At 66.7% G+C, this 20,983-nt stretch carries 16 protein-coding genes; 10 read left to right on the forward strand and 6 right to left on the reverse strand.

The annotated features are described in order from the left end of the window. Positions 1 to 3: 3 nt before the first annotated feature. From A5659_RS21120 to A5659_RS21160, 9 genes are read left to right on the forward strand one after another with little or no spacing between them, the layout of a single operon-like run. On the forward strand, positions 4 to 1,272 hold the full coding sequence (locus A5659_RS21120) for an MCE family protein (protein ID WP_067184012.1): 1,269 nt from the start codon (positions 4 to 6) through the stop codon (positions 1,270 to 1,272). Continuing rightward, positions 1,269 to 2,297: an MCE family protein gene (locus tag A5659_RS21125; protein ID WP_066877528.1), complete on the forward strand. Its 1,029-nt coding sequence runs from the start codon at positions 1,269 to 1,271 to the stop codon at positions 2,295 to 2,297. Before A5659_RS21120 ends, A5659_RS21125 begins: the two co-directional genes overlap by 4 nt. Then, complete coding sequence (locus A5659_RS21130; RefSeq protein WP_156749299.1) at positions 2,294 to 3,478, forward strand: MCE family protein; 1,185 nt, start codon at positions 2,294 to 2,296, stop codon at positions 3,476 to 3,478. Before A5659_RS21125 ends, A5659_RS21130 begins: the two co-directional genes overlap by 4 nt. Beyond that, positions 3,475 to 4,830 (forward strand): MCE family protein, encoded by a 1,356-nt coding sequence (locus tag A5659_RS21135; protein ID WP_067184016.1) that lies wholly within the window; start codon positions 3,475 to 3,477, stop codon positions 4,828 to 4,830. The genes A5659_RS21130 and A5659_RS21135 overlap by 4 nt, the downstream gene beginning before the upstream one ends. Further along, on the forward strand, positions 4,827 to 5,948 hold the full coding sequence (locus tag A5659_RS21140; protein ID WP_067184019.1) for a virulence factor Mce family protein: 1,122 nt from the start codon (positions 4,827 to 4,829) through the stop codon (positions 5,946 to 5,948). Before A5659_RS21135 ends, A5659_RS21140 begins: the two co-directional genes overlap by 4 nt. Further along, positions 5,949 to 7,421 carry an MCE family protein gene (locus A5659_RS21145; RefSeq protein WP_067184022.1) on the forward strand — a complete coding sequence of 491 codons (1,473 nt, stop codon included), beginning with the start codon at positions 5,949 to 5,951 and terminating at the stop codon, positions 7,419 to 7,421. 17 nt (positions 7,422 to 7,438) lie between these two features. Then, positions 7,439 to 8,110, forward strand: coding sequence for an Mce protein (locus tag A5659_RS21150; RefSeq protein WP_067184026.1), 672 nt, complete (start codon positions 7,439 to 7,441; stop codon positions 8,108 to 8,110). Next, positions 8,107 to 8,739, forward strand: a complete 633-nt coding sequence (locus A5659_RS21155; RefSeq protein WP_067184030.1) for a hypothetical protein — start codon at positions 8,107 to 8,109, stop codon at positions 8,737 to 8,739. The genes A5659_RS21150 and A5659_RS21155 overlap by 4 nt, the downstream gene beginning before the upstream one ends. 14 nt (positions 8,740 to 8,753) lie before the next feature. Further along, positions 8,754 to 9,260, forward strand: coding sequence for a CAP domain-containing protein (locus A5659_RS21160; RefSeq protein WP_067184033.1), 507 nt, complete (start codon positions 8,754 to 8,756; stop codon positions 9,258 to 9,260). A 10-nt stretch (positions 9,261 to 9,270) separates the two neighbouring features. Here the strand turns inward: A5659_RS21160 and A5659_RS21165 are convergent, their stop codons facing one another. The 4 genes from A5659_RS21165 to A5659_RS21180 all read right to left on the reverse strand — a co-directional run bounded on the left by A5659_RS21165 (position 9,271) and on the right by A5659_RS21180 (position 16,109). Further along, on the reverse strand, positions 9,271 to 9,858 hold the full coding sequence (locus A5659_RS21165) for a rhodanese-like domain-containing protein (protein ID WP_067184036.1): 588 nt from the start codon (positions 9,856 to 9,858) through the stop codon (positions 9,271 to 9,273). Between the two features lie 70 nt (positions 9,859 to 9,928). Continuing rightward, positions 9,929 to 11,281, reverse strand: a complete 1,353-nt coding sequence (locus tag A5659_RS21170; RefSeq protein WP_067184050.1) for a rhodanese-like domain-containing protein — start codon at positions 11,279 to 11,281, stop codon at positions 9,929 to 9,931. Between the two features lie 213 nt (positions 11,282 to 11,494). Continuing rightward, positions 11,495 to 11,731 carry a hypothetical protein gene (locus A5659_RS21175; RefSeq protein ID WP_197498129.1) on the reverse strand — a complete coding sequence of 79 codons (237 nt, stop codon included), beginning with the start codon at positions 11,729 to 11,731 and terminating at the stop codon, positions 11,495 to 11,497. Between the two features lie 142 nt (positions 11,732 to 11,873). After that, the gene (locus tag A5659_RS21180) at positions 11,874 to 16,109 is read right to left on the reverse strand and encodes a bifunctional nitrate reductase/sulfite reductase flavoprotein subunit alpha (protein ID WP_067184040.1); all 4,236 of its coding nucleotides are present in this window, start codon (positions 16,107 to 16,109) and stop codon (positions 11,874 to 11,876) included. A 330-nt stretch (positions 16,110 to 16,439) separates the two neighbouring features. Here A5659_RS21180 and A5659_RS21185 point away from each other — a divergent pair, with 330 nt between their 5' ends. Further along, positions 16,440 to 16,907: an LppP/LprE family lipoprotein gene (locus A5659_RS21185; RefSeq protein WP_066877640.1), complete on the forward strand. Its 468-nt coding sequence runs from the start codon at positions 16,440 to 16,442 to the stop codon at positions 16,905 to 16,907. Between the two features lie 67 nt (positions 16,908 to 16,974). On the opposite strand, the gene A5659_RS21190 is transcribed toward A5659_RS21185, so the two are convergent. Next, complete coding sequence (locus tag A5659_RS21190; protein ID WP_066867180.1) at positions 16,975 to 18,927, reverse strand: acyl-CoA dehydrogenase; 1,953 nt, start codon at positions 18,925 to 18,927, stop codon at positions 16,975 to 16,977. 112 nt (positions 18,928 to 19,039) lie between these two features. Beyond that, complete coding sequence (locus A5659_RS21195) at positions 19,040 to 20,842, reverse strand: ABC transporter ATP-binding protein/permease (protein WP_197498127.1); 1,803 nt, start codon at positions 20,840 to 20,842, stop codon at positions 19,040 to 19,042. Between the last annotated feature and the right edge of the window lie 141 nt (positions 20,843 to 20,983).

Raw genomic sequence — 20,983 nt, forward strand, 5'->3', positions numbered from 1 at the left:
CGGATGAGCACTCACAAAGCCGACGGGGCGTTCCAGCGAAACAGGACCCGCCACAGCAAGATTGACCCGATCTGGTGGGCACCCACCTTGTTCATCCTGATCGGTGGCCTGATCGCGATGACCGCGGCCTCGTTCTCGGGCAAATTCCAGGCCTTTGTCCCGCTCACGCTGGTGTCCGACCGCGCCGGCCTGGTGATGGAAGACGGCGCCAAGGTCAAGCTGCGCGGCGTCCAGGTGGGTCAGGTCGCGTCGATCGGCACCGACGTGAAGACCGCTCGGCTGCAGCTGAAGATCCAACCGGACGCCTTCAAGTATCTGCCGAGCAACCTCGAGGCCGAGATCAAATCCACCACGGCGTTCGGCTCGAAATACGTCGATCTGATCGTTCCCGACCATCCCAGCCCGGCATCGTTGAAACCCGGCGCGCTGTTGCGCTCGCGCAACGTCACCGTGGAAGTGAACACCGTCTTCGAGAACCTGCAGTCGGTGGTCCAGGCGGTCGACCCGGCAAAGCTGAACGCGATCCTGTCGGCCTTCGCGCAATCCGTGCGCGGCAAGGGCGACCGGCTCGGACAAGCGATCACCGACGCCAACAACGTGCTACTCACCGTCAACCCGCGCATGGACACCATCGGAAAGGACTGGCGGCTGTTCGGCAAGACCACCGCCATCTATTCCGATGCGGCGCAGAACATCTTGTCGATCCTGGACTCGGCGACGACGACGAGCGCGACCATCACGGACGACCAGCGCTCGCTGGATTCGTTGTTGCTGTCGGCGATCGGATTCAGCCAGACCGGCATCAACGTGATCGGCCGCAACGAGTCGAACATCGTGCGGTCCATGAACCTGCTCGATCCGACCATGGCCCTGCTGGAGAAATACTCGCCGACCTATACGTGCCTGTTCCAGGGTGCGCAGTGGTACGTCGACCATGGTGGCCGAGACGCGTTGGGCGGCAACGGTTATTCGGTGATACTCGACGCGGCGCTGCTGTTCGGCGACGACCCGTACCGGTATCCGAAACACCTGCCCAAGGTCAACGCCACCGGCGGGCCGGGCGGAAAGCCGAGCTGCGGATCGCTGCCCGACCCCAGCGCCAACTTCCCGGTGCGGGCGCTGGTCACCGATACCGGTTGGGGGGCGGCGCCGAACGAGATCCGCACCAACGTGGCCGCGGGTAATCCCTGGTGGGCCAACTGGTTCCCGACCACCAAGAACCCTCCGGAAGGGCCTCGCTACTTCTGGCGCGGGGGGCAGCCGCCGCCATGAGAAGGAAACTATCCAGCATCATCCTGCGGGTCGGCAGCTTCACGGCGGTCTGCCTGCTGTTCACCTTTGCGCTGGTCGCGGTGTTCGGGCAGTTGCGGTTCGAGGACCGCACCGGCTACCGCGCCATCTTCACCAACATCTCCGGCCTCAAGTCGGGCAACTTCGTGCGGATCGCCGGGGTGGAAGTCGGCAAGGTCGGCGACCTGAGCCTGCACCGTGACGGCACCGTCACCGTCGACTTCGAGGTGGACAAAGGCGTTCGGCTCAGCGAGGGCACCAAGGCCGTCGTGCGTTACGAAAACCTGATCGGTGACCGCTATCTCGCGCTCGAGGAGGGCCCGGGGCCGCCACGCCGGCTGCCGCCGGGGGCGACCATCCCGCTGGCCCGGACGTCGCCCGCGCTCGACATCGACGCGTTGATCGGCGGTTTCCGTCCGTTGTTCCGCGCCCTGGACCCCGATCAGGTCAACGCCCTGTCCGGTCAACTGCTGCGAATCTTTCAGGGGCAGGGCGGGACGCTGGCGTCGGTGCTGTCGCAAACCTCGATACTGACCTCCACCCTGGCGGGGCGCAGCGAGCTGATCGGCCAGCTGATCACCAACCTGAACACGGTGCTGCACACCTTCGCCACCCGCGATCGCGAGTTTTCCGACGGCGTGGACAAGCTGGCCCAGCTGGTGGACGGGCTGGCCCAGCGCAGAAACGACATCTCCACCGGCCTCGCCTACATCAATGCGGCCGCGGGTTCGATCACCGATCTGCTCGCCCAGTCCCGCCAGCCGATCAAAGACGTTGTCCACGAGACGGATCGCGTGTCGGGGCAGGTGCTTTCCGACAAAGAGTACGTCGACAAACTGCTCAAGGATCTCCCGGACATCTACCAGGTGCTCGCCCGGCAGGGCCTCAACGGTGACTACTTCGGTTTCTACTTCTGCGAGGTATTGCTCAAGCTGAACGGTAAGGGGGGCAACCCGATCTTCGTCAAGCTGTTGGGCCAGCCCAGCGGGCGGTGCACGCCGCAATGAGGCTGAAAATTCCCAAGGTCAAATCCGGCGACCAGCGAAACCCTTTCGTGCTGGGCGTGATCGGAACCGTCATCCTGGCATGTGTGACCATCGTCGCCTTCCAGTACAACAAGCTGCCGTTCATCAAGAACACCGACGACTATGCGGCCTACTTCTCCGAGGCCGGCGGCATCAAACCCGGTAACACCGTGCGCGTTTCGGGCATGGGCGTGGGCCGGGTCTCCGACCTTCGCCTGGAGGGCACCAAGGTCCGGGTGGGTTTCACCGTGCACAAGGGCGTCGAATTGGGCGACCGCACCGAGGCGGCGATCAAGACCGAAACCATACTGGGCGCCAAGATGCTCGAGCTGACGCCGCGCGGCGCCGGGAAGTTGTCGGGCACCATTCCGTTGGAGCGCACCACCTCGCCGTATGAGCTGCCCGACGCCCTTGGCGATCTGACGACAACCATCAGCGGCCTGGACACCGCCCAATTGTCCACGGCGCTGAGCACATTGGCGAACACCCTCAAGGCGACACCGGCCAACCTCAGGCCCGCTTTGGAGGGCGTCGCGCGGTTCTCCGACACCCTCAACGGTCGCGACGCGCAGCTACGCAGCCTGCTGGGCAACGCCAACAAGGTGTCGACGGTGCTGGGCAAGCGCAGCCAGCAGATCGCCGGACTGGTGGCGAATTCCAACGCGCTGCTGGCGGCCCTGCTGGATGAACGAGATTCGCTGGACGCGTTGATGAACAACCTGACCGCGGTGTCGCATCAGATCTCGGGGCTGGTCAACGACAACAGGACCCAACTCAAACCCGCCCTGGACAAGCTCAACGGCGTACTGGAGATCCTGGACAACCGCAAGGAAGACATCCAGAAGACGCTGCCCAAGTTCAAACGCTATGCGATGTCCTTTGGCGAATGCCTGGGTTCGGGACCGTTTTTCAAGGCCTACGTCGCCAACCTGGTGCCCGGCCAGATCGGCGGCCCGGTGCTCGACGCGGACATGTACGACCGATTCCTGGACCCCAACCAGAAGCTGCCGTCGGAGGTGGTGGACCCGCCCACCGGCACCCCGCCGGTGCCGCCGGAGAACGCGCCGGTGCCGCTGTGGTCGCAGCCACCGTCGCCCCCGCCGTCCACCCCGCCCATCCGGACTATTCCGCCGCCCTCGCCCCACGATTTCGATTCGCCATGAACATCAGTCGGGGCACCCTACAGAAGGCAACCGCCGCCACCCTGATCCTGACGCTGGTCGTGGCGTCGTTCGTGGTCGGCAACAAGCTGTGGAAAGACGTCGAAAAGAATACGTACTCGGCGTATTTCACCGAGGCCAATGGTCTGTTCGTGGGCGACGAGATTCGCATCCTCGGCGTCGCCGTGGGCGTGGTCGATAAGATCGAGCCCCAGCCCGGCAGTTCCAAGGTGACGTTCTCCGTCGACAAGCAGTTTTCGATCCCCGCGGATGCTCGCGCTGCGATCCTGTCGCCATCGCTAGTGACATCGCGGGCTGTCCAGCTCGTCCCGGCGTACTCCGGCGGCCCGAAGCTGAGCGCCGGCGCCTCGATTCCCCTGAGCCGCACCGCGGTTCCCGTCGAATGGGATGACTTCCGCAAGCAGCTGGAGAAACTCACCGACGCCCTGCAGCCCACCAGCCCGGGCGGGGTCAACTCCGTCGGCGAGTTCATCGACTCGGCGGCGGACAACGTGCGCGGCCAGGGCGACACCGCCCGCGACACCGTGCTCAAGCTTTCCGAGGCGATCTCGGCGCTCGGCGATCACGCCGACGACATCTTCAGCACGGTGCGTAACCTGCAACTGCTGGTGTCCGCGCTGTACTCGAGCAGCGATCTGCTGGCCTCGTTCAACCAGAACCTGGCCGGCGTGACGACGCTGCTGTCCAACACCCCCAACGAAGTCGGCAACGCGTTGAAGTCGCTGGACGGCGCGCTCACGGACGTGCGTGATTTTCTGGCCGAGAACCGCGAAGCGGCGGGCGTCACCTTCGACCGATTGGGCTCCATCACCACGGCGCTCAATGACAGCCGCGGCGATATCAAGCAGATCCTGCACATCGCCCCGACGGTGTTTCAGAACTTCTTGAACATCTACCAGCCGGCCCAGAGCGCGATGACCGGCATCCTGGCCCTGAACAACTTCGCCGACATCCCGCAGTTCATCTGCAGCTCGATCGAGGCGGCGTCGCGGGCGCGCCTGGCGCGGGTGTCGAAGCTGTGCCTGCAGTACCTCAACCCGATCATCAAAAACCGTATCTACAACTACATTCCGGCGGGAATTAACCCGTTCGTCGGGACGCAGGCGCGGCCCAGCGAGATCACCTACAGCGAGGACTGGCTGCGGCCCGGGTACACGCCGCCGCCCCCGCCTGAGGCGCCCGCGCCGCCGGATGGCGAGCCTGCGCCGCCTCCCGAGCAGCCGGCGCCGGCCGACCAGCCGCCGCCGACCGAGGCCCCGCCCGCGCCGCCGTCGAACACGACCAGTTCGATCGAGGTGCTACAGAACCTGATGCTGCCGACGGGGCCCTCATGAGGCGCGCTGGGGCCGCGGTCCTGGGGCTGATATGCGTGGTCACCCTGTCGGCGTGTGGTTGGCGCGGCCTGAACTCCTTCAGGCTGCCCGGTACCGCCGGCGGGGGGCCGGGCTCGTACACGATCCAGGCGCAGATGCCCGATGTGGTCACCATCCAGGAGAACACCCGGGTCCGGGTGGACGACGTCAACGTCGGCAACGTCACCAAGATCGAGCTGCAGGATTGGCATGCCCTGGTCACCATGCGGATCAATGGCGACGTGCACCTGCCGGTCAATTCGACCGCGAAGCTCGGGCAGACCAGCCTGCTCGGTTCGATGCATATCGAACTCGCGCCGCCCAAAGGTGAAGCGCCAGTAGGCCAACTCAAGGCCGGGTCGGTCATCCCGTTGTCGCGCGCGAGCCTGTATCCCACTACCGAGCAGACACTGGCGTCGGTGTCGATCCTGTTGAACGGTGGGGGCATCGGCCAGCTGCAGGAAATCACGCAGGCGGTCGCCAGGGCGTTCGCCGGCCGCGAGAACGACATGCGCAGTCTGCTCAACCAGATCGATGAGTTCATCGCGCGCACCAATGATCAGACCGACGACATCATCTCCGCCGCAGAGAATCTCAACTCTCTGGTCGGCCAGGTTGCCGCGAACGACACGGTCGTGGACAAGGCCTTGACGTCGGTGCCCAAGGCGCTGGACGTTCTGGCCAAGGAGCGCACCAAGATCGCCGACACGATCGATCAGGTCGGCAAATTCAGCGCGATCGCCGCCGACACCATCCACCAGAGCAAGGAATCGCTGGTGAACAACCTGCGCAACATCGCGCCGGTGCTGCGCTCGCTCGCCGATGCCGGCCCCTCCCTCACCAAGGGTCTGGACGGCCTGGCGACCTACCCGTGGCCGGCATCCACCGTGCGGAACTGGTTCCGCGGCGACTACGCCAACCTCACCCTGATCGTCGATCTGACGTTGAGCCGCATCGACCAAGGGTTGTTCACCGGCTCGCGCTGGGAAGGCAACCTCACCCAGCTCGAACTGCAGTGGGGTCGCACCATCGGCATGCAGCCGAGCCCGGTCACCGGGGGTAACCCGCTGACCTATCCGTACCATTTCGGGGGATACTGAATGCTTCGGTTGAATCGCCGGACATGGATCCAGTTGTCAATCCTGACGCTGGTGACCGTCGTCTCCTGTGGCGCAATGGCATTCAACTTCATGAAGCTGCCTGCCACGTTGTTCGGGATCGGGGAGTACAAGGTCACCGTCGATCTGCCGCAATCGGGTGGTCTCTACGCGACGTCGGTCGTCACCTACCGCGGCACCGACGTGGGACAGGTCAAGTCGGTCGACGTCACCGCCACCGGCGTGCGCGCGGTGCTGGCCATGCGATCGGGAGTCAAGGTGCCCTCCGACGTGCAAGCGTCGGTGCACAGCCGATCCGCGATCGGCGAGCAGTACATCGAACTGACCCCCGGCAAGGACGGCGATGGTTCCCACACGTTGCGAGACGGCGACGTCATCACCGCCGGACATGTCGACGTGCCCGTCGACATCGGGCACCTGCTCGACCTGACCAACCGTGCGCTGCAAGCGATTCCACGCGATAACCTGCGCACGGTGATCGACGAGACCAATCGGGCGGTCGGCGGCCTCGGTCTGGAGCTGTCCCGCATCGTCGACGGCTCGACCGCGTTGGCCATCGCCGGGGGTCGCACCGTCGACCCGCTTGCCGCCCTCATCGACCAGTCGCCGGCGGTACTCAATTCGCAGGTGCAGACATCCGAGGCGATCGCCACGTGGGCCGGCCACACCGCGGCCATCATGGCGCAATTCAAGGCCCAGGACGCCGCGGTGCGAGACCTGTTGACACAGGGCACTTCCGGCGTCGAGGAGGGCCGCGCGATGCTGGACCGGGTAGCGCCGGCGTTGCCGGTGCTGTTCGCCAATCTGGTGAGCCTGGGCGACATCGCCGTCGTCTACCGCCATGACATCGAGCAACTCCTGGTCCTGCTCCCGCAGGGCATCGCGGCCATGGCGGCCATCATCGTGCCCAGCTCTAACACCAAGCAGGAGTACCGGGGTGCCCAGCTGGACTTCAACCTCAACCTCAACCTGCCGCCACCGTGCACCACCGGCTACCTGCCGCCGCAGCAACGCCGCTCACCGGCCAGCGTCGACGCGCCGGACCGGCCGGCCGCGGACCTGTTCTGCCGGGTGCCGCAGGACTCGGAGTTCAATGTCCGTGGGGTGCGCAACATTCCGTGCGAGAGCAAGCCGTGGAAGAGGGCGCCCACGATAGAGCTGTGTGAAAGCGACGAGGAGTACGTGCCGCTCAACGACGGCTACAACTGGAAGGGCGACCCGAACGCCACCACCACCGGCCAGGGCGTGCCGCTCTACCCGCCGGGGCAGGATCCGCGACTGCCATTACCGCGTGGCACCGCCGCGGCGCCGACGCCGCCCCCGCCGCCCGCCGTCGCGACCTATGACCCGGCCACCGGCGACTACATCGGGCCAGACGGCCGCCGCTATACCCAATCGGACCTGGCCCACCCGCGTGCCAAGAGCTGGCAACAACTACTTGTCCCGCAACCCTGACAGTTTTAAGGAGCACCATGGCGGACAAACCCGAAATCCCTACGACGGAGGAAACCGTCGACGAGCCAACGGCAATCGACGTCGCCGAGGACGTCGACGCCGCCGAAACCGAACAGGATGAAAAGCTGCACACCGAACACGCCGACGGTGATGAGAGTCCGGCCGCGGGCCGGCTCGCGCGGTGGCGCGAGCGCCTCCAGCGGCGGCGGCTGTCGCGCGTCGGGACGGCGTTGGTGGCCAGCGCCGTCATCGTGGCCGCACTGGCCGGCCTGAGTGGTTGGCTCGGATACCGGGCCTACCAGAAGCACGAGGCGCAGGCCCGGCAGAACCTGTACGTTGCGACGGCCCGCCAGGGCGCGGTGAACCTCACCACGATCAACTACACCCAGGTCGACGCCGACGTGCAGCGCATCCTCGACCTGGCCACCGGAGCATTCCGCGACGACTTCGAACAGCGGGCCAAGCCGTTCGAGGAGGTCGTCAAGGCCGCACAGTCGAAATCGGAAGGGACGGTCACCGATGCCGGACTGGAATCCCAGCGCGGCGACTCCGCCCATGTGCTGGTGGCGGTCGCGGTGAAGTCGCGCACCGCCGGCGGTGAAGAGGCGCCCCGGGAATGGCGCATGCGCATCGAGGTCCGATCGGTCGGCGATGACGCCAAGGTCTCCAATGTGGTGTTCGTGCCATGACGACACTGAACGAGGACGTGAAAGTCGATACGGCCGACGAGGAACTGGACCCGGCAACCAAAGACGCACACCAGGAATCGGAGGTCACCGAGCCGGAAGAACCGTCCACCGAGGCGCAACCGAAGGCCGCGCGGACCAGGCGGCGCATCGGGTGGCCGCAGGTGTTCGCCTACGGCGTATTGCCCGGCCTCGCATTGGTGTTGGCGCTCGGCGCGGGCTACCTCAAGTGGTCGGCCGGGGCGGCCGATGATCTTGCCCGGGCCCGCACCGAATCGGTGCAGGCCGCCCGCGAAGACGCCATCGCATTGTTGTCCTATCACGCCGACACGGTGGACAAGGACCTCGCCGCGGCGCGCGAACGGCTGACCGGTGAGTTCAAGGACGCCTACGGCGAGCTGACGCGCCAGGTCGTCGTTCCCGGTGCGAAGGAGAAGCACATCTCGTCGGTCGCCAAAGTCAATGCGGCGGCGTCGGTTTCGGCATCTGAAACCCATGCCGTGGCGCTGGTGTATGTCGACCAGACCGTGACCATCGGTGCGGGCGCTCCCACCGACACCCAGCCCGTCGTGCGGATGACCCTGGACAAGGTCAACGGCCGATGGCTGGTTTCGCGCTTCGACCCGGTGTGACCCGAGGAATCGTGATGGCAGTATCGGTACGCCGTTTCGCCCGGGTGCTGCCCGTCGGCGTGGTGCTGTTGGGGGCAGCCACTGTGGCGGCCCCGGCCGCGCACGCCGACAACAAGCGGCTCAACAGCGCGGTGGTGTCGGCCGTCTACACCCTGCAGCACCAGGCGGGCTGCACCAACGACGTCGTCAGGAACAACGCCCTCACGCTGGCCGCCGAATGGCACGCCGATGACATGATCAACAACCGAAACATCAACGGCGACATAGGCTCGGACGGATCTACGCCGCAGGACCGCGCCAACGCCGCCGGCTTCCGCGGCCGGGCCGCCGAGACCGTGGCGATCAACCCGGCCATCGCGATCAGCAGCCTGGAACTGGTCAACCAGTGGTATTACAACCCGGACGACATGGCGATCATCCGCGACTGCGCCAACAACACCATCGGGGTGTGGTCGGACAACAGCATGGACCGCACCGTGGTGGTGGCGGTGTACGGACAGCCCGACCCGCCCAAGCGGTAGGCCTCAGCGTCTAGCCTGCGGCGGTATTGAGCGCCGACAAAACCGTTTCGGGATCGGTTGTGGCGCCGCGGTTGTAGGGCAGCTTGGACAGGGCCGTGGCCATCGCGCACGTATTGGTCAGCGCGGCGAAAGTCAGCCCGCCACCGATCGCGGCCGCCACCCATTTCAGCCGGGGGAGCGCGACACTGCCCAGCACGGACGACAACACGACCGACCCGGCGACGAGGCGCACCTGCCGTTCCAGATCCCACCGCTGGGCGCCGCGGTCGACGGCGAAGCCTCGCCCCTCCCAGTCGACGATTCCGTTCTCGAGGACGCGCCCGCCGGTCAAACCGGCGTTCCGCAACAGCGTTTGGGCTTTGGTGGAGCGTTGTCCCGACCGGCATACCAGGACGACCTCGTCGTCCCCGCCCAAGAGCTGGGCGACCTCACGGGTGTGTTCGTCCAGTACGTCCAGGGGCACGTTGTAGGACCCGGAGATGTGGGACGTTTCGAACTCCGCGGGGGTCCGCACGTCGACGATGCGTGGGGCGGGCGAAGACTCGAGTTGCTTGCGTAGCTCGGCCGAAGTGATGGCGTCGGCGGTCGGTGCGCTCATGTGATTCCTCCCGTTGTGGGCTCCTCAACTGGTCACTACCCGCTATCGCGGTGCGTGCCTGCCTTTTCGATCATGTTGAACCTGAAGTGATGTCGAGCTTTTCCGCGTTATCGTAGTCGTCGTCGATCAGCACGACGCGGCGTTGATGCCGATCGAGCAGCGCCGCGGCGATCGACGCCCGGTAGCCGCTGGCGCAGTGGACCCACAGTTCGCGGTCCTGGGGAAGTTCGCCGAGGCGTTCCGGTAGCTCGTGCACCGCAATGTTGACCGCATCGCGCACGTGGCCGCTGTCGAATTCGTGTGGCTGGCGAACGTCGACGACGGTGACCGCATCGTCATCGAGCACATCGACGAGGTCCTTGAAGGACGCGACCCGGTAGCTGCGCAGCGGCGTGCCGTCGGCCAGCGCGCGTATATCGCCGGTGGCACTGCCGGTGAGGCGATCGACGCCGATGCGGGCGAGTTCGCGCTGAGCGTCGGCGACCTGCTGGGCATCCTCACCGATCAACGTCAGTGGTGCGCCCCAGCGGTACAACCACCCGAGGTAGTTCACGAACGAGCCCGACAGCTCGAACCCATAGGTGCCGGCCAGATGCCCCGCCGCGAATGCCGTGCGGCTGCGCAGGTCGACCACCCACTCGCCGGCGTCGATGCGGTGGCGAAGTTGGTGTGCGTCAACCGGTTCGGGCGGCGACAGGTCCGCCGCTTCGGGGCCCGCCCTGTTGATCACGCCCATGTGTGCGTAGTAGGCGGGAAACGCCGAAAGTCCTTCCAGCAGCTCGTCGACGTATTGCTGTTCGTCCTGGGTCAGCGCCGGGTTGCTGCGGCGTTGTTCGCCGATGGTGGAGGCGTCACCGTCGGGTGGCGTGGCCGAACAGAAGCTGCCGAATCCGTGGGTGGGATAGATCGCGGTTTCCGAAGGCAGCTCATCGGCGAGGCGCCGGACCGAATGATATTGCAGCCGGGCCAGTTCCTCGGTGTGGTCGTCGCCGACCAGGTCTGTCCTGCCAGTGCTGCCGAACAGCAGCGATCCGCCCGTGAATACGCCGACGGCCTCGCCGGAATCGTCACGCAGCACGTAGCTGACGTGATGGTGGGTGTGTCCGGGTGTGAGCAGCACTTCCACATGAATTTCGCCGGTGTCGATCCGGTCGCCATCCCCGACCGCGTGGCGGTCGAAGTCGACGTCTTCGCCTGCGGGAACGACGTATTGGGCGCCGGTCGCTTGGGCCAGTGCCAGCCCGCCGGTCACGTAGTCGTTGTGGATGTGGGTCTCCAGCACGTGGGTGATGCGCAGGTCTCCCGACAGCTCGAGCACCCGGTCGATGTCTCGTTGCGGATCGACGGTGACGGCGACCGTGCCATCGCTGATGAGATAGCTGCGGTCGCCCAGACCTGAGGTCTCGATGATCGTCACGTCCACCATCGTTTTCTAGTACCCCGAAAGCGGATTGGCGGCGCAAGTCGAGCCGGCGTTGGCCGCGGCCGGAACACGTGTGAAACCCGCGCTCACCACCTCAATGGGCGGTTTGGCGCAGCTCAGCGCGGGCAAACCGTTCGGTCGCCGAAGCATCGCAGCGTTTCAACCACGGTGATTTTTGCGCTGGCCCGCTCCGCACACCCGTCGGGTGTGTCGCTAACCGCCGGTGAGGGATTCGTCGGCCATGTCGCAGACGCACACGTACCCGCCGTGGCGCCACGGACCGAACTGGGTCCCGCGCCTGCGCAGCAGATGCTGCGCGTAGACCTTGTCGCGTTGATCCCGCGAGAACGCGAAGTCGAGATTGATGGGCAGACCCGCCCAGTCGACCTGGTCACTGGCGGGTTCGTCGCCGTACCTGAGCCGGCACTGCAGCGGGCAGCCGTTCTTGATGACCCGATCGGGTCCATCACACTCCCGAGCCACGATGACGTCACTCCTTCAGGCGCGCGACCTTACGAGTGCATCGTGCGACGCCGAAGTTTCGGCGGTAGGCGCGCGATGTTTCCGCTGTGTTACGGGTGGCGGGTCGGCGTCAGTAGACGTCGCGGTGGTAGCGCTTGTCGGCGCTCAGCGACTGGACGTAGTCCTTCGCCGCTTCCGGGTCGAGCTTGCCGAATTCGGCGGCGATCTCGCAGAGTGCCCGGTCGACGTCCTTGGCCATGGGATCCGCGGTGCCGCAGACGTAGAGCTGGGCGCCGTCCTGCAACCAGCTCCACAGCTGCGCCCCGCGTTTGCGCATCAGGTGCTGCACGTAGACCTTCTGCTGCTGATCGCGGGAGAACGCCAGGTCCAACTCGGTGAGGAACCCGTCGTCACGCATCTGCTCGAGTTCGTCGCGGTAGTAGAAGTCGGTGGCGGCGTGCTGCTCGCCGAAGAACAGCCAGTTGGGGCCGGTGTGGCCGAGTGCGCGCCGTTCCTGCAGGAAGCCGCGGAACGGCGCGATCCCCGTCCCGGGCCCGATCATGATCATCGGGGTGTCCGACTCACTCGGCGGCCGGAAATTGCTGGACTGCTGCAGATACACGGCGACGCGGTCGCCGGGGGAGCGGTCGGCGAGGTAGGTCGAACACACCCCACGGCGTGCGACGCCCTGGAAGTTGTAGCGCACCGGGGAGACGGTCAGGTGGACTTCGCCCGGGCACTCCTTGGGGCTCGACGAGATCGAATACAGCCGCGGCTGAAGGCGTTTGAGGACCCGCAGCCACTCGTGGGCCGACGCGGAGACGGGCAGCTTGGCCAGCAGATCGATGGACTGGCGACCCCACGTCCAATCCGCCAGTGCGCGTTTGTTTTCCGGCTTCAGCAGCTCCGCGAGTGTGGGGTCACCGGTGCGCTCCTGCACGAAGCGCACCAGATCCCGGCTGATGTGGGCGATCTCGATGCGCTCGGTGAGCGCGGAGCGCAACGACATCAGGCCGTGCTCGCCGACCTCGACCGGGGTCTGCCCGTTCAGTCCGGTGACCGACAGCCACTCGTCGACCAGCGCGTCGCTGTTGCGCGGCCACACGCCGAGCGCGTCACCGGCCTCGTAGGTCACGGATTCCTCCGGCATGTCGAAAACCAGGTGCCGCACGTCTTTCGTCGATTCCGGTCGGCTCAACACGGTGTTGCGGACCATGCCGGTGATCAGCGGATGCTTCTTGCTGTAGGCGCCGGCGGCGGGCGCGCCGGGGCGAGGCGGCGCGGCAACGGTGGACGTGCGGGCCGGCGCCGTCACACTTCCGTCCCCGCCGACCGAGGTGGGCGTCCGGGTCAGGGCCTCGATGACGTCGCCCACCCACTTCGCCGCGGTGTCGTCGTAGTCGGGTTCGCAGTCCACCCGGTCGGTGATGCGGGTGGCGCCGAGCTCGGCGAGGCGGGCGTCCAGCTTGCGGCCGTGGCCGCAGAAATCGTCGTAGTTGGAGTCGCCCAGCGCCAGCACGGCGTAGCGGAGGTTGGTGAATCGCGGTGCGCCCTCGGATGTCAGCGCTCGCCAGAGGCCGGCGCCGTTGTCGGGCGCGTCACCGTCGCCGGTGGTGCTGGTGACGAACAGCACCTCCCGCGTCGTCGTCAATTGCGCCGGCGGGAAGTCATCCATGCTGTGCAGCGCGACCGGGAGTTCCGCGGCGCCCAACCGGGCGGCGATCTCGCCGGCGAGCTCCTCGGCGTTGCCGGTCTGCGATGCCCACAGCACCACCACGGGCGCGCGCTCGGCGGCGGGCTTGGTGTCGGCGGGCGTGGCGGGCGGTTGCTCGACGGCCGGCGCCGGGGCGGTCGGCGGTGCCTCGGCCAGGCCCCCCGGTCCGTCGACGCGCGAGAACAATCCGGCCAGAAGGCCGTCCACCCACAGCCGCGTGCCGGCATCGAACGGCGCGCTCGGCGGCAGGGTAGGCACACCGGCGGTGCGGCGACCGGCGTCAGAGCGAAGCCCGGAGAGCATGCCGGCCAGATACGAGCGGCCGAGCTCGTTGAATTCCGGCTTGGCTTGCGTTGTCACACCCAGCAATTCGCCGAGTGCGTCGACTTGTGACACGCTGATTTCTCGTACCTCCGTGGGTGCGGATGCCGGTGTGTCGGGGACCGCCGGCATCTCGGTACCGGGATCGGGTTGCGCGACGGCGACCTTCGTCAGCGTGACCGCGCACGCCTTGAATTCCGGTTGGCTCGAGATGGGATCGACGGCGTCGTTGGTGACGGCGTTGATGGACAGGTATTCGCCGAAGGCGTCGTTCCAGTGGAACGGCGCGAAGCAGTTGCCGGGCCGCACCCGGTCACTGACGACAGCGGGCAGCACGGCGCGGCCGCGCCGGGACGCGATCTCGATCTGATCGTCGTCGACGATGTGCAGGCGGGCGGCGTCGTCGGGGTGGATCTCGACGAACGGCCCCGGATTGAGTTTGTTGAGTTTGGCGACCTTGCCGGTCTTGGTCATGGTGTGCCATTGGTGAGGCAGGCGACCGGTGTTCAGCAGGAACGGGTAGTCGTCGTCGGGCATTTCGTCGGGCGGCAGGTGCGGGCGGGCGAAGAACACCGCCCGGCCCGTCGGCGTCGGGAAGGCCAACCGCGGCACGCTGCCGTCCTCGCGGACCAGCCGCGTCTGGCTGACGCCGTCATTGAGGTAGCGGATCGGGTTGCGGTCGCCCCCGCCCTGTGGAGCGCACGGCCACTGCAGCGGGCTCTGGCGCAGCCGCTCATAGCTGACACCGCGCAGGTCGTACCCGGTCTTCGGGTTGGAGAACCGCTTGATTTCTTCGAAGACTTCCTCGGCGCAGGTGTAACTGAACGCCTCCGAAAAGCCCATCTCGCAGGCGATCCGGGCGATGATCTGCCAGTCCGGCAGCGCGTGGCCCGGCGCCTGGACCGCTGGCTGGAACAGCGTCATGTTGCGCTCGGAATTGACCATGACCCCTTCGGACTCCGTCCACAGGGTCGCCGGCAACAGCACATCGGCGTATTCGGTGGTCTCGGTCTCCAGGAACGCGTCCTGGGCCACCACCAACTCGGCGCGTTCCAGTCCGGCCAGCACCGTCTTACGATTGGCAACGGAGGCAACGGGATTCGTGCAGATGATCCAGCAGGCCTTGATCTGCCCGTCGGCCATCCGGGAGAACATGTCGATGGTGCCGCCGCCGACCTCGGTGCGCAGCGTTCCGCGGGGCAGGCCCCAAAGCTTTTCGACGAACTCACGATCCTCGTCCGATAGTACCGAACGCTGACCGGGCAAACCCGGCCCCATGTAACCCATCTCGCGACCGCCCATGGCGTTGGGCTGGCCGGTGAGGGAGAAGGGGCCGCTGCCCGGCTTGCAGATCGCGCCGGTGGCCAGGTGCAGGTTGCAGATGGCGTTGGTGTTCCAGGTGCCATGGGTGCTCTGGTTGAGGCCCATGGTCCAGCAGCTCATGAAATTGTCGGCCTCGCCGATCATCTGAGCCGCTTTGCGGATGTCCGCTTCCGGGATGCCGGTCACGGCGCTGACCATGTCGGGCGTGTACTGCTCCAGGAAGCCGGGCATCACCTCCCAGCCCTCGGTGAATTCGGCGATGAAATCGGGGTCCGTGTGGCCGTTCTCGACGATCAGGTGCAGTAGCCCGTTGAGCAGCGCCAGATCCGATCCCGGCGTGATCTGTAGGTACAGATCGGCCTTCTCGGCGGTCGCGGTGCGGCGCGGGTCGACGACGATCAGCTTCGCGCCCGCCTTGACCCGGTCCATCATCCGCAAGAACAGGATGGGATGGCAGTCGGCCATGTTCGCGCCGATGACGAAGAAGACGTCGGCACGGTCGAAGTCTTGGTATGACCCGGGTGGTCCGTCCGCGCCGAGCGAGAGTTTGTAACCGGAACCGGCGCTGGCCATGCACAGTCGCGAGTTCGACTCGATCTGGTTGGTGCCGATGAAGCCCTTGGTCAGCTTGTTCGCCAGGTACTGCGCCTCGATGGACATCTGGCCGGACACGTACATCGCGAAGGCGTCCGGACCGTGTTCGTCGATGATCGCGCGTAACCGGTTCGCACACTGGGTGATCGCCCGATCCATGTCGACGGGCTCGAGTGGCTCACCGCGGTCGGCCCGCACATGGGCCGAGTCCATCCGGCCCGGCGCGCCGAGCATGTCCGCGGTGGTGGCGCCCTTGGTGCACAACCGGCCGAAGTTGGCCGGATGTGCTTTGCTCCCAACCGACTTGGCGACGTGATCGCGGCCCGTTTTCGGGTCCGTTGTGACCTGCAACACCATCCCGCATCCGACACCGCAGTAAGCGCACATGGTGTTCACGGCGTTCTCAGGCGCCATGGACTCCCTGGTCACGCTTACGTCCCTTCGGTTCGAGTGCGCACGAGTTAGCTCTGTCTCGGGTGAGTTCATTGTGGGGCAGGCATGTTTCGGCATCGCTGCCCGAAATTTCCCCCGGTTTACTTCTTTCTCTCAGCGGCTGGCGCGCCGATGTGAAATCGCCGGGGAATTCGCGGCCGTGGAAGGCGTTACCGCAGGTCACCGTTGACCGGCCGTCCCGCTTGAGGTTACGCAGGACTGCCCGCGAAACGCTTCTCAGAAGGGGGTTTTTGACCAAACCGATGGGACATTCACAGTCTTCGCTAAGCTCACCGCGTGCGTCGGCTCATTGTGATCTGTCTGGTTTTGCTGGCCTCCGGCTGCGGCTGGAAGCCGACCGCGCCGCCCCAGGCCCGGCCCGACACCTGCAAGGACTCCGACGGGCCGACGGCCGACACGGTGCACCAGGCGATCACCGCCGTTCCCATCGCCATCCCCGGCACCATCTGGGTCGAGATGGGCCGCGGGCACACCCGAAACTGCCGGTTGTATTGGGTGCAGATCATCCCGACGATCGCCAGCGAATCCAGCCCGCAGCAACTGCTCTTCTTCGACCACAACAGGCCGCTGGGTAGCCCCACTCCGAACCCAAAGCCGTACACGACGGTGCTACCGCCCTCGGATGACACCGTCACCGTTCAATACCAGTGGCAGAAGGGAAATGACCAGCTGTGCTGTCCGACCGGGATCGGGACGGTCAAGTTCCGGATCGGCCCGGACGGCAAGTTGCAAACGCTGGGCAAGGTTCCGAATCAATAGCGTTGGCCGCCAATGACTTTCCCGTCCCTGCCGGCGTCGCGGCGGCCGGTGATCGGCGGTCGGCCGCTCAGCTCGTGAGGGCCTCTTCTAGGTTCTCCGGGTGCAGCATCTCGACATAACGCAGCCGCTCCGGGATGCCGAACCCGTCGACCAGCGTCTCCGCGTGCGGGCGCAGCGCGCGGCACCGGTCGTTGATACCCCGGGTGACCGCCTTCGCGCGTTCGGTGGACAGGTAGCGGTGCTCGATGTACCACGCCTTGTCATCCTCGATGACCGACAGTGCGTATAGGTCGCACAGGATGCCGAGTATTTCGCGGGCCTTCTCGTCGGGGCACGCGTCGATTCCGGCGACAAACGCCTCCAGGATGACCCGGTCGATGTGCGCGCTGGCCGCGTGCAACACGTGATCCTGCACGGAGTTGAATGCGTCGAAGGCCGACATCTCTTTGGATTTGGCCTGCAGCCGGCGGGCCACCGATGCCAGCAGATACTCCTCGCGGTCCTCGAACATCGTGATCTGCGTGCCGCGGTTGAACAGGCTGCCCTCTTCCTCGCTGTCTTGGCGGGCGTCCACGATGGTTTGGATGATCGCCTCTGCCGCAGTGCGTTTGACGACGCGTTCACCCACCGTGCTGGCCGCGAAGCGCACCCATTCGACCGGACTCATGCTCTTGATGTCGTCGGCGTAGGCCGTGAGCAGTTCCTTGGCCACCAATTGGGTCAGCACGTGGTTATCGCCCTCGAAGGTGGTGAAAACGTCTGTGTCGCCGCGCAGCCCGATCAGTCTGTTCTCGGCCATGTAGCCCGCGCCGCCACACGCTTCGCGGGCCTCCTGGATGGCCCGACTCGCATGCCAGGTATTGGCCGCCTTCAGGCCGGCGGCGCGCGCTTCGAGTTCGCGTTGCTCGTCGGCGTCGGGCGCGTCGGCGCTCTGCACGTCATGACATTTGCCGACCAGTTCGTTCTGCGCGAACTGCAACGCGTACGACTTGGCGATCAACGGAAACAGTCGCCGCTGATGCACCAGATAGTCCATGATCAGCACTTCGGAACCGTCGTCGGGTGCGGTGAACTGCCTGCGCTGCAAGGCATATCGGGTGGCGATGTCCAGGGCCACCCGGCCGGCCGCGCCGGCGCTGCCACCGACGGTGATCCGGCCGCGGACCAGGGTGCCCAGCATGGTGAAGAACCGGCGATTCGGGTTGTCGATCGGCGAACTGTAGGTGCCGTCGGCCGCGACGTCGCCGTACTTGTTCAACAGGTTGACCCGCGGGACCCGGACATGGTCGAACACGATGCGCCCGTTGTCGACACCGGGCAGTCCGCCCTTGTATTCGCAGTCCGAGGTGGTGATGCCCGGCAGATCGTTGCCGTCCTCGTCGCGGATTGGAACCAGCACGCAGTGCACGCCGTGATTGACCGGCTTCCCGTCCTCGTGGGTGATCAGTTGCGCGAAAACCGCCGCCATGGTTGCGGTTTCGGCGGCGCCGCCGATGTAGTCCTTACGCGCCGAGGGGGTGGCGGAGTCGATGATGAACTCTTCGGTCTCGGGGTCGTAGGTCGCGGTGGTCTCCAGCGACTGCACGTCGCTGCCATGTCCGGTCTCGGTCATGGCGAAACAGCCGCGCAACTCGAGGCTGATGATCTTGGGCACGTAGAGCTCGTGGTGGCGCTCGGTGCCCAGGTTCTCCACGGCACCGCCGAAGAGGCCCCACTGCACCCCGGCCTTCACCATCAGCGACAGGTCCGACATGGCCAGCATCTCGATCATGGTGATCGCCGCCCCCACGTCACCGGTGCCGCCGTGTTCCTTGCGGAAACTGTCGGCGGCCGCGCCGAACGCCGCCATGATCCGCATCTGCTCCGCCACCTTGGTGCGGGCGATCACGGTGTTCGGCGTGTAGTGCGGCCGGAACAGGTCCTCGGTGAGCGTGGCCCGCATCCGGTTTCTCACATCACGCCAACGCCCGTCCAGTGCGTTGCGCAGATAGTCGGCAGTGCTAGTCGTTTCAGGCGCCATAAGCCGACAGTAATGGGCGGTTCCCGTCGCGGCGAACAACGCTGACAGTTCATGTCCCCGTCCGCATTCTCGCGACGGCCGCCGACCCGCGGCACCCGGCCGCCCACCCGGCTCAGCCTTGGCGGCGAGGGGCTTCCTGCGGCTCGCGATCGGCGGACGGGTGGGGGCGTCCGCCCAGCGGTGACCGCAGCCGGTACAGCGTGAATCCGGCCGCGAGCACGCCGAACAGAACGAGCATCCCGATGTCGAACACCCACCAGCCGCTGTAGTGCGTCCAGGTCACGGCGTCGGCCGCCAGCGAATCGACCCTGCGCAGGTTCGTGGTGGACGCCGTGGCCGCGAAGCCCCACTGGGCCGGGACGAACCAGCTGATCTGCTGCAGGCCCCACCTGCTCACCAGTTGCACCAGGCTCCCGTTGAACAGCGCCGCCGCCAGGATCACCGGCACTACCAGCGGCAGGACCTCGCGCGGCGACTTGCCCAGCGACGACAACGCCAGGCCCAGGACCGCCGACACGATCGCGGTGACGGCCACGCCCACGTAGAGCTCGACCGTGGCGTTGTGCAGCAGGACGGCGCTGCGTCCCGGTCCCCCCTTGACCGCGATCACGATCGCGAACATGACGGCCGTCCAGAGGGCCGCGGCCAGGCCGTACACGGTGATCTTGGCGGTGAGGTACGCCGGTGCCGTCAGGCCGACCTCCTGCTCGCGCCGGAAGACGCGGTGTTCGCCCACCAGCGCGCGGATGGTCAGCGCCGTGCCGATGATCACCGCCGCGACGTTGAAGGCGGCCAGGAGCTCGATGGCCTCGTGCGGGTTGGTGCTGTCCGCGCCGGGCCTGGCCAGTCCCGAATCACCCGGAATCAGCAGCGTCAGCCCGGCCAGGACGAACGGCAGGACCGCCAGGAACCCGAAGTAGCTGCGGTCGCCGAGGAGCAGGCGAACCTCGCGCCGGGCCAGCAACCGGATCTGCCGAGCCCTGGGCGGCGCGGGCGGCGGCGGCCACGGTGCCGCGACTTCCGGCGCAGTGGTCGGCGCCGACGTGGGCGCTCGGGTGCGAAACGCGCGGTGGGCTCCCTCGGGATCGGCGCCGACCTGCGCGAGCACCCTGTTCCAGTCGGAGGTGCCCAGCGCGGATTCCACCTGCAGGGGCGTCCCCAGGTAAGCCACCTGGCCCGTGCCGGTCAGCACCAACACCTGGTCGCAGACGTTGACGTCGGTGAGCGACGTGAGCGCCGAGATCGCGACCACCACGGCGCAGCCGATATCGGCCTGGCGCCGCAGGACCGCCATGACGTGGCGCTGTTGCGCCGCGTCCAGTCCGGCGGTGGGCTCGTCCACCACGAGCAGGCTGGGCCGGGTGACGAGCTCGACGGCCAGGTCCGCGCACCGGCGCACCTCGGCGGGGAGTTTGCGGATTCGGGTGTCGCGGTGGGCTGTCAGCTCGAGCTCGTCGAGGACCTGGCTGACCACGCGGTCGCGCTGCTCGGGCAAGGTGTCCGGCGGCAGCCGCAGCTCGGCGGCGTATTCGAGGACCTGCGCGACGGTGAGCTGGCGGTGCAGGCGGTTGTCGCGCGGGACCACCCCGATTCGGGTCCGCATGACCTCCGGTTCGTCGTGCACATCGTGTCCATCCACCGTGACGCGCCCCGCGCTGGGCGTTCGGGCGCCGGCCAGCAGCGCCAGCAGCGCGGCATTACGCGCGGCCGACGGTCCGATGACCGCCGTCATGGTGCCGGGGCGGGCCGTGAACGAAATGCCGGACAGCGTCTCGTGCCCGTCGACGGTCAGGCCCAGCCGGTAGGCGGTCGCCCCGGTGGTGCGCGACGCGGTCTGCAGCGGCAGGCGATAGGTGGCGTCGGGTTGCTCGGTGCGGAACGAGGGGCGCTGGGCACGCAGCTTGCTGGTCACCATGCGCTCGATGAGGCGCGGGCCCTGCTGCCGCTCCTCTCCCAACGGGATCGGTGGCCACCTCCCTCGCGGGCCGGCGTAACACGCTGTGAACGACGCGACGCTGGATGGCGCTCGCTTAAGTGTCTACCCCCGACCGAGCGC

This window comes from Mycobacterium sp. 1165196.3, assembly GCF_001673415.1.
Classification (GTDB): Bacteria; Actinomycetota; Actinomycetes; order Mycobacteriales; family Mycobacteriaceae; genus Mycobacterium; species Mycobacterium europaeum_A.